We start from the raw sequence: 6,180 nt of genomic DNA, 5'->3' as shown, positions 1-6,180 counted from the left end.
GCTGGGAGGGGCACAGCCCGATCGAGGCCACCGACCTGTTCCTCCCCTTCCTGCGCCGCCACGGTTTCCACGTCACGACCGCCGAGGAGCTGGAGGTCTACGAGGACGCCGAGCTGCTGGCCGCGACCGACCTGATCGTCCAGTGCTGGACCATGGGCGAGCTCACCCGGAAGGAGTGCGCCAACCTGGTCGCGGCCGTCCACGCCGGGACCGGGTTCGCCGGCTGGCACGGTGGGATCATCGACTCGTTCCGCGGCGACCTCGACTACCAGCTGCTGACCGGGGGCCAGTTCCTGATGCACCCGCCCGGCTTCGCCACCCACCGCGTCGACCCCGTGGACGCCTTCGCCGACCACCCCGTCATCGCCGGCCTCGGTGCCTTCGAGGTGCACACGGAGCGGTACTGGGTGGCCACCGACCCGCTGAACGACGTCCTGGCCACCACGACCTTCGAGGCCGACGAGATCCTCCCGCGCCCCGTCGCGATCCCCGCCGTGTGGACCAGGCGGCGGGGGCTCGGACGGGTCTTCGTCTCCACCATCGGCCACAAGCCGGACGACTTCGACACGGCCGAGGCGCGTGCCCTCACCGAGAGGGGGCTGCTGTGGGCGAGCCGTTGAGGGTCGGCATCGTCGGCGCCGGCAACATCAGCCGCGCCTACCTCACCACCCTGCGCGATCTCCGGCGGTCGGGGGACCCCCTCGGCGGCGACCCCCCGAGCGGCCCGCGGTTGACCGCCGTGACGGACCTGGAGCACGACCGTGCCCGCCGGCTGGCCGAGGAGGCCGGCGACGGCGTCGCCGTCGCCGGCTCCCTCACCGAACTGCTGGCCCGCGAGGACGTGGACGCCGTTCTCAACCTCACCGTTCCCGCCGCCCACGCCGAGGTGACCCTGGCGGCGCTGGACGCGGGCAAGCACGTCTACGGCGAGAAACCGCTGGCCGCCGACCGGGAGGGTGTCGACGCGATCCTCGCCCGCGCCCGGGCCGGCGGGCTGCGGGTGGGCTGCGCCCCGGACACCGTTCTCGGCAGCGGTCTGCAGACCGCCCGCGCGGCCGTCGACGACGGGCTGATCGGCACCCCCCTCGCCGCCTCCGCCTTCATGACCTGTCCGGGCCACGAGAGCTGGCACCCCGATCCGGAGTTCTACTACCGACCCGGCGGCGGGCCACTGCTCGACATGGGCCCCTACTACCTCTCCGCCCTCGTGCACCTGCTGGGTCCCGTCACCCGCGTCAGCGGCGCCGCATCCCGGGCCCGCGCCGAACGCGCCGTCGCCGGCGGCCCCCGCGCGGGCACCCGGTTCCCCGTGGAGGTCGACACCCATGTCACCGGCATCCTGCACCACGCCGGTGGGGCACTGACCACCCTCGCGATGAGCTTCGACGTGCACGCCGCACGACTCCCCCTGCTGGAGGTGTACGGCACCGCCGGGTCCCTGTCCGTCCCCGACCCCAACCTCTTCGACGGCTCCCCCGCCCTCAGCCGGGGTGGGTCGTGGACGCCGCTTCCGCACGCCGCCGGTTACCGGCCCGGCGGGCGCGGAGTCGGCCTGGCCGACCTGGCCGACGCCCTGCGCGATGGCCGCCCCCACCTCGCCTCGGCCGAACTGGGGGCCCATGTGCTGGACACCATGCTCACCCTCCTCGACTCCGCCCGTGAGGGTCGCACCCTTCCCGTCACCCGCACCGTCGAGCGCCCCCCGGGGATGCGGGACCTCTCCCCGCCCCCCGTGCCGGCCGGGTCCGAGGCGTAGGACACTGCCGGGCGGGGCGGGGCGGCCCGCCCGGCCCCGCCCGGCCCGGGTCACGGCCGGAGGCGAGGTCCCGGGGAATCGGGGCATCCGTCCCCGTGCCGCCGGGTTCCGCCGTGATCCGCACGCCCTCCGGCGCTCGTACAGCCCGCCCGGGGCGCGCATGCCCCGCCCGGCCGGTCGCGGTAACGGTGGCCGTGCCGGGTGGACGCCTCGGTCCGGCTCAGCGCCCGGCGCCCGGCGCCCGGTCATCCCCGGCCGCCTCGCCCCGGGAAGGGAGCGCGAACAGCCTTCCGATCAACTCCGGGTAAGGGAGGCCGACTTCCGCGAGCATCCGACTCAGGGTCTCGGGAGGCCCGGCCGACAACGGGGTGGGACGACCGATGAGGCCGGGAATCGCGGACACGTCCCCGCCGGCGAAGCGTGACTCCGGGGTGGCCGGCGGATCCACCCGGTGGACGCGCCACACCCGGGCCGGGGCGTTCATCAGGACCAGCCGGGACCCGTCCCACGCGGCGAAGGCCCATCGGCCGTTCCTGCCACGGGCCCTCACGAACACGCCCCCGGTGGGTGGGGCACCGAGTCGCGAGACCGCTCTGCCCACCACCGGCAGCGGGTTGCCGAAGGGCCCCTCGATCTCCCACATCCCGTCCCCGCGCCTCATCGACCATCCCATGGCCGAGAATTCCTCGATCAGCTCCGCCCCGGGGTTTCCGTCCCGCGCCAGGGTGATGAGCCGTTCCACCTCGCTCCGCCGGACGACCCGGGCCAGCGGTCGCTCCGAATCGAGCATCAGGTCCTCGACCTGCCCGGCCCTCGCCCCGGCGACCATCTCCCGACAGCGATGCCACGCGCGGGCGGCCACCACGTCGTGCTCGCCTCCGCCGGTGAGGGTGACATCCTGCGCCAGCAGCGTCATCACCACGGCCACCACGGAGTTCAGGCGTTCCTGGACCGAGGGGTGGGAGGGCTCCGTGTCCTGTGCACCCCCCTCCGACAGGGCGAGGAGGAGATCCTCCAGGTCCCGGCGCCAACCGTGGTCGTCCTCGTCCCAGACACCGGCGGCCAACAGGCGTGCGCACAGACCCGCCACCGCCAGGCGGACGGGAAGCGGTGCCCGGGCCGTCGCCCCGGAAGCGGAATCGGAGGCCCCGGAGGGTCCGGAGGGACTGTCGAGGGCCCTCACCCAACGCCGGGTCCAGGCACGAAACCGCGCGCGCCGGTCGGGCGGAATGTACGGGACGAGCGGCTCACCGATCACCGAGAGGGCCTCTTCCGCCTCCTGCGGTTCCTCTTCCCGATCCTCCTGGTCCTCTTGGTCCTCCTGCCCGGTGATCGCGGACACCGTCCATCGCGCCACGGGGGCCTGCGGCAGGTCGATCATCGACACGTCGAAAGCCACCTCGGTCAAGGAGGTCCCGATCATCCGGCGGCATTCCTCGAGGTAGGTCTCCCACCGGTCGGTTTCCCCCGCTCCCCCCGACTCCGCCGGCAGAGCCGTCGCCCGCCCCGGCCGCGCGGTGATCACGGCGATCCACTCGCGCAGCCGCGCGATATCGGCTTCGAAACGGCGCGCGGCGCCCTCGTCCGTGAACAGCTCCGGGACCGTGTACTCGTGGCGCAACCGGGGCGCGTCACCGAGATCGGGACGCCGTGCGCAGTGTGCCGGGCTGTGGACGAAGACGACGGGGGAATGAAGGACGGCACCGCCCGAGCGCACGCTCGCCCGGATCGCGGCTCCCGGTGCCCCGGGATCCGGGAAGGTGTGGACCTCCGTTCCCGTCGGAACCTCGCCGATGTCCGTCCAGGAGCCCGGGGACCCGTCCGGGGAGGAGGCGATTCCCACCGGTGTCGGCCAACCGCGTGCCAGGGCGACGGTCAACCTCCCACCTGTCGTCTGCGCCCCGAGCAGAACCGGCGCGGCGGGGCCCGTGCGCACGGGCCGGACGGTGGAGCCGGGCAGCTCGGCAGGGGAGACGAGGTCGCCCTCCCCGGGAAGCAGCGGTTCGGTGTCGGAGGCGAGGACGGCGAGTTCGCAGTTGCCGCCCCGCGCGGTGGAAACGCACAGGGCGGCGCGGGTGAGGTTGGGGCTTCCCGTGAGGCTGTGCCGTCGGTCGCCGATCCGCCATTCCAGGAACTTGCCGTGCCTCAGCCGGGTCTCGTCCAGGAAGCGGATCCCCGCCGAGGAGTCGGGGAGCGCCTCGCGGATCGCCTCGGCGTCGTAGCCGGACCAACGGGGTTGGAGACCGAGGATCGTGCGTCGGGGGGCCAAGCGCCCGATGATCCTTTCCAGCGCCCGCCCGGTCGGATCGACGAACGGCGCGTAGGCGTGGAGTTCGTCGACGGGGCCGGGCGGCAACTGTTCCAGCAGGGGTTGGTGGAGGTTGTGCAGCAGCCGGGGACCGCTTTCGGGGCCGGCGGGAGCGGCCACGTACCGCTCGGTCAGGATCCCGGCCAGTTCCCGGAGGTGCCCCGCGGACCAGGGCGCCATGTCGACGACGGTGGGCAGTTCCTCCAACCAGTCGGCGAGATCCGCCAGCAGGGGGTGGGACGCGTCGTCCTCCGTTTCGAGGACGGTCCAGAGTTCTTCGTTGGCCCCCCAACCGGAGAGCGTCGGGTTTCCGGATCCCACCGCCAACCGGCAGGCGCGGTCCCCGATCAGGAGCGCCACCTTGGGGTGGAACGCCCCGGCACAGGCGGCGAAACCGTGCAGGTAATCACGCCCGGCCCTCCGCACGTCGACCGGGTCGTACAGCCCCCGGGCGGCGTCACCGATCACCGCCGTACGGGCCCCCGAGGCCCGGGCGAGGGGGAGGGCGACCTTCTCCAGGAAGGGAAGGTCGACCGTGAAGCCGAGGAAGAGCGCCTCCGACAACCTCTGCTCGTCGCGGCGTTCGACCCACTCGCGCAACAGCGTGAGGGGGGAGGCGAATCGCTCGTGCCGCACCTCGCTCATCGGGGAACCTCCAGGACCCGTCGTCCCACGGGGGTGACGCCGGGGCGATTCCCCTCCCTCACGAAGAGCCCCAACTGTTCGGCCATCGAGCCCAGCTGATGGATACGGGTCCCGATCTCGGAGTCCCCTTCGTCGCCGGTCCTGAAGTACCTTTCGTCGCGAACGTGCAACCGGGAGAAGATCGTGAGTCCTCCCGTCGCCGGATCGATGCGCAGCTTCGCCAACGCCACCCGACGGGACTGGGCGAGCATGTCGTCCACCAGTCGAGCGGCGAAATCGGCCGCCGGGCGATCGATGTGATCGGCGAGGAGACCGTCCACCCACGTGGGGTCGAGGAATTCGGCACGGTGCCGTTGTCGGCCCAGGAAGACGGCACGGCCGCGCTCGGACAGATGGCCCGGCCGGGACCTCAGCGCACCGACGATCAGAAGACGAACACTGGTCATCGGATCCTTGTCGCCACCGGCCAGGAGTTCGCGTTCGGCCGGCGCCAACCGACCGCGCGGGGCATCGAGCGGGGGGAGATCCTCCAGAAGAGCCCGCAGCGTGCCGGACGGGGCCCGGTCCGCCAGCCAGTCACGCAGCTCCCCGGCCGTTCGGCCCGCTCCGCCCTCCCCGGAATCGACGCGGGACACCAGCGCCGCCCACAGCCGCCGCCACGCGCCGACGGAGTAATGCCGGAGCAACGTCCCCCTCCAGCTCTCCGCCTCGGGGAGTCCCGCCAGGATCGGATCCGACGCGAGATCCTCACCGAAGACCACGGCGGAACAGAGTGTCTCCCGGTAGTCGTCCCCCCGGTGGCCGTGGAGATCGACCGCCCGGGCCAGCGTCCGGAGGGTGGCACGCCGCGTACGGTCCGATGCCTCCCACTCGGTCGGCACGTGGACGGCTCCCCGGCCGGAAGCGGTCAGCACACCCGTCAGCCACTCCCGCTCGGCCGGACCGGGCGAGTCGGGGGCCGGCACCCCCGTTCCCGCCAACTCCTCCTCCTTCACCACCTCCCGCTCGGCGAGCGACAGCAGGGGCGCGAGGGTTTCCCTGACCGCGGGTGGGCATTCGTGTCTGCCCGGCCGCAGGGCTCCCTCCCGGACCGTCACCGTGCCGAGCACCGTGGCGGGGCCTCCGTACTGCCCCCAAAAGCCCCACCCCCGGGGGGAGTACGACCGCTCCCGCTCCTCGTCGGCGGCCCCGGCGAGATCCAGATCGGGGGTGAGGAAGCGTCGCACCCCGTCCACCCCGTGCGGCGGCGAAGCACCCTCGCCCTCCCCGGGATGCCGGAGCGCGGCCATCAGCACCTCGCAGCGACGAACCAGCCGGCGACAGGCGGCGGCGTCCAGGTCGCGTTCCCCGGCGTGCGCCGCGATCGCCGCGTACATCGAGTGGTACCCCACGAGGCGGGTCACCGTGGAGACACCGGGGACGAGTCGGTCCACCGCGCGCAACACCGGCCCCTCCACCGCCAGGGGATACC

At 73.3% G+C, this 6,180-nt stretch carries 4 protein-coding genes; 2 read left to right on the top strand and 2 right to left on the bottom strand.

What is annotated here, in order from left to right; translation table 11 throughout:
- On the top strand, nucleotides 1-620 hold a 620-nt coding region (locus tag FNQ90_RS09605), incomplete at its 5' end, for a ThuA domain-containing protein (protein WP_182605978.1).
- Complete coding sequence (locus FNQ90_RS09600; protein WP_182605977.1) at nucleotides 605-1,756, top strand: Gfo/Idh/MocA family protein; 1,152 nt, start codon at nucleotides 605-607, stop codon at nucleotides 1,754-1,756. The genes FNQ90_RS09605 and FNQ90_RS09600, both read left to right, overlap by 16 nt.
- A 220-nt stretch (nucleotides 1,757-1,976) precedes the next feature.
- On the opposite strand, the gene FNQ90_RS28120 is transcribed toward FNQ90_RS09600, so the two are convergent.
- Both FNQ90_RS28120 and FNQ90_RS28115 read right to left on the bottom strand, forming a co-directional pair.
- Nucleotides 1,977-4,709, bottom strand: a complete 2,733-nt coding sequence (locus tag FNQ90_RS28120; protein ID WP_182605976.1) for a phospholipase D-like domain-containing protein — start codon at nucleotides 4,707-4,709, stop codon at nucleotides 1,977-1,979.
- Nucleotides 4,706-6,180: hypothetical protein (locus FNQ90_RS28115; RefSeq protein WP_182605975.1), on the bottom strand; the 1,475-nt coding region annotated here is incomplete at its 5' end. The genes FNQ90_RS28115 and FNQ90_RS28120, both read right to left, overlap by 4 nt.

It is taken from the genome of Streptomyces alkaliphilus, from assembly GCF_014141535.1.
Taxonomy (GTDB): Bacteria; Actinomycetota; Actinomycetes; order Streptomycetales; family Streptomycetaceae; genus Streptomyces; species Streptomyces alkaliphilus.
This window is presented reverse-complemented; position numbering and strand designations above follow the sequence as displayed.

Bases quoted from the DNA above. Each gene is read 5' to 3' on its own strand.
- FNQ90_RS28120 (WP_182605976.1), bottom strand. From the start codon at position 4,709: ATGAGCGAGGTGCGGCACGAGCGATTCGCCTCCCCCCTCACGCTGTTG.